The following is a 3,870-nucleotide window of genomic DNA, read 5'->3' on the forward strand; positions in this document are numbered from 1 at the left end:
GTATTGGACATTAAGTAAACACGTCCTATAAAACAGAATCATTTATTTTCAACAGATTGTTAGTGTACAAATACAAGAGAATCGAGATCGTTTGTTTGGCTAGATTAAAGCAACGCCACACCACACCTATATGGTTGAGATGTGTTACGCCTTCTAATCGGAGAATCAGCTTTATAGAACGTGTCCACAATTTATATTTTACTACATGTAATATTTATTTTATGTAATTTTTACAAATATGTATAATTACATAAAATTTACGAGAAAAAGAGAGTATACTTTGATATTGTGTAATAAAGATAAGGCCCACCTACGGAAATAGGTGGGTTTTTTATTGGGCATTACTATCTCATTGCACAAAAGGGAATTTGCATTAAAATAATATCATATTCTTAGAGTTCTTATATTGAGAAAAAAGACACTCTTATGAGTGCCCCTTTTTTTAGTAACCGAATCCGCCGCTACCGCCGCCCCAACAACTACATCCTATAATGATTAACAGGATGAATAGAACGATCAGTAAAGCAAATCCGCCACCTAACTGTCTACGCTTAAAGACTAAAAGTTACCTTTAGCCCTCCAAGACTCGCTACGAGCGAATGGCTAGTTCTTACTCGACGGGAATCCCACCCGTTATATGATACGACCTAGGCTCGGCCGCACACCTGCCTCGTTAGTTAATATGAAAATGAAACCCAATGTCTTTCAGGCGAAAGTATAATCTTGGTTTGGAAATATACAACTGTTTGGACATAAAAAAGACCATCGAAATGATGGTCTTGCAGACTGTAGACAAATGCATAAAATAACGAATGAACCTTTCTCTGAACACTTACTTTACTTCTTTCATAAATAGTCTAACGTTTTCAGCGATTTCTTTGAATTTGGTATGGTGTAAATAATGTGATCCATCCATGGTTACTACTTTTCCATGTACCGAGTCTTTGATCTGCCCTTCATGCAGAGGTATCCATCCTGCTACATCTTCATTATTCGCTTGTACAAAGAGAAGAAGTGGAAGATATTTAGGGAAGATTAAACCTTGAGCCCCTTTAAAATTAGACGAAATATGATCCATCTCATTCAAGGTTGTGTCATTATACATGTTTTTATTCGAAATCATTTTCATTTGCTCTACGGTTTTTTCATCAAATGCCAGTCCAGCATAGGGGTCAGCACTGATTTTCATAGCCAATCTTAAGAGACCTGATTTTTTGAGATATGCAAACGTTTTTAATGGGAAATTGATATCCATACCCGGTTGTGTTGCAACACTGCTATCGATTCCGACAAATGCAGTCACCTCGTTTGGATATTTGTTCACATAATCAATTCCATAAATGCCTGTAATGGAGTGGCCCATGAGCATGTATCTGTTAATATTAAGCTGCTGTAGAGCTTCATGAACTTCACTTACCATATTCTCCGTGGTTCGCTCTTTTACAGTTTCATCACTTAATCCATAACCGAAAGGCTCTACCGCAACAACTTTGTAAAATGGAGATAATTCATCGATAAGAAGCTTAAAATCAAGCCCTGGAGTAGCTGTTCCATAACCAGGCAGGAGCACGATCGTTTCCTCGCCCTCGCCTTGAATTAACACATTCATGTTTTTCCCGTCTACAGATACGTGCTGCCCGTAGGGCACTATTCGTTTTTGCTCCGAATGACTACTCATCACATTTACGATATAAACAATACCTAAAAAAAGTACAATGGCTAGAACGATTGCTCCTATGATTTTAAGTAAGATGTTTCGCACTTTCTTTATTTTCATTCCACTCAGCGTTTTCTTTTCCTCTTGTTGTGTCACTGTCATCTTCTCCTGTCCTGATCAGTTTGCCTTCCTTCATGTGCGCCTGTAATGAAAACTTAACCAATGAAGATGTACTCACCATGACGACAATATGAACTGAATATGAACTGCCAAAAAAATGCTACGGCTCTATATGCAAGTAAGCTTGCATATGAGTCGTAGCATAGAGAATGAATCTAACTAATCTGTTGGTGTAGTGATTGGCAAGGTGACAATGAAGGTCGTTCCTTGACCAGGTTCACTTTTCACTCGGATGTCACCTTGATGAAGCGACACGATCTGTTTAACGATAGCGAGTCCCATACCACTTCCGTCATACTTACGACTGTGGGAACGATCGGCCTTAAAAAAACGCTCGAATATACGCTTCTGGTCGTCAAGGTGAATACCAATACCAGTGTCGGATATTAGGATTGTCACGTTTTTGATATCTTGTTTGATGCTTACGTTAATCACGCCGGTATCCTCGGAAAATTTGATGCTATTTCTGAGGATATTCGTCCATACCTGATTTAACAGGTCATGATCAGCCGTTACTTTAACTGTCTGTAAATCAAGCTCGAAATGTATATCGCGAGCAGACCATTGTGGCTGGAGCGCCACGATTATCCGTCGGATTTGTTCATCGAGGCTGAGCGTGACGAGCCGCAGTTGCTTTGACTGCGATTCAAGAAAACTCAGCTTTAGCAGGTTATCGCTCATTTTGGACATCCTTTTCGCTTCAGCGATGATAATATCAAGATAACGGCTTCGTTCGTATTCTGAAAGGTCAACTTGCTTAAGCACTAGAGCATAACCGGATATCGAAGTGAGCGGAGACTGAACCTCGTGCGACACGTTCGTTACGAATTCCCTGCGCATCTGCTCAAGTTGCTGCAGATCGTGCATCATTTCTTCGAAGCTGCGAGCCAAAGTACCCAGCTCACTCGTTTGCTTAATATTCAACTTGACGTTGAAATCTCCAGATGCTATCCGCCTGGTCGCTTTTGTCAGCTTTTTTATCGGTCTTACCAGGAATACAGAGGCAACTAGAATCAATAAGCTTCCTGCAATCAACGAACATGTTGCAAAGACCAATGCCCACTTTGTGACAAAAGAGGCTGAAGGAGGGGCGAGCGCTTCCAAAAATATCGCTTTCGTTCCCATTTCCGTTTTCAACGGCAACCCTAAGAGGACCGTGGCAATACCATTAGGAGTGTCCTGAACAACACCTCCATCTAATACTTTCTTTAGTTGCTCCATCGTCACAGGCGCAGGTTTGTGTCCGTGAAGTTTACCGTAAGACTTGAACTGACCCGTTGCTTCGTAAATTCGAATATAATAAGAATCGAGCTGCTTCAGCTGTTGCGAATCCGTCGTTGCGTAGAAATAAACAGACGAGTTCGCGAATGTTCGCATCGTCGTCAGCAACTAGTATAGTAGGCATCGGTTCCCTCTTTTCCCTGTTTTCCACCGCATTATTTCAAGCAATCATTATACTATAAATTAACACGTATGTTGATTAACCAAAGTAATACAGTTTCTTGATTTATCGACCTGTAGAATTCAAGTGTTTCTTTCAAACTAATTTGCCACTCAATTGACAAGGCTTCACAAAGAAACAGGCGTGTGAAACCTGCAAATGACAAGCGTTTATTTTGTCTTTTGGCCTTGTGCACGAAGAAATTTCAGCAAAGCATAGGCAATTATAGCTGTGAATAACTGATTGAACAACGCATTGGATGTTGTGCCAAACAATACGGGAACGTTCAAATTCAGCTAAATCCAGCGGAAAAATGATTCAATTGCCCAGCGCGATTTGTACATGGCGGCGATTCCTTCGGACAGATAGATTGATAGAACACATATTCCCCAAACTACTCCAGTAATTACACCATCTGAAATAACACGTCCCATACCCACTAATTATTTTTCATCAAATGCGTATGGCGTATCAACTTTGATTGCACATTCGTTCCAAATCATTACTTGTTAATTTAAGTGAATTCCATCATAAAGATTCATATAGGTTTAGTAATTAGTCAAAGTTATTAGGGTGTTATGTCGTATAATTT

Annotated in this window: 1 protein-coding gene and 3 pseudogenes; all 4 read right to left on the reverse strand. The window is 39.9% G+C overall.

Annotation, left to right across the window (positions count from 1 at the left end; genetic code table 11):
* Positions 1-442: 442 nt before the first annotated feature.
* A pseudogene (locus tag AB3X49_RS19020) lies at positions 443-538 on the reverse strand (YjcZ family sporulation protein); the annotation flags it as partial.
* A gap of 294 nt (positions 539-832) precedes the next feature.
* Positions 833-1,813, reverse strand: a complete 981-nt coding sequence (locus tag AB3X49_RS19025) for an alpha/beta hydrolase (protein ID WP_002190246.1) — start codon at positions 1,811-1,813, stop codon at positions 833-835.
* 183 nt (positions 1,814-1,996) lie between these two features.
* Positions 1,997-3,214 (reverse strand): annotated as a pseudogene (locus tag AB3X49_RS19030) (sensor histidine kinase); the annotation flags it as partial.
* Positions 3,215-3,628: 414 nt separating this feature from the next.
* Positions 3,629-3,833: pseudogene (locus AB3X49_RS19040) on the reverse strand (GNAT family N-acetyltransferase); the annotation flags it as partial.
* Positions 3,834-3,870 lie beyond the last annotated feature (37 nt).

The organism is Bacillus sp. C30, assembly GCF_040838255.1.
Lineage (GTDB): Bacteria > Bacillota > Bacilli > Bacillales > Bacillaceae_G > Bacillus_A > Bacillus_A mycoides.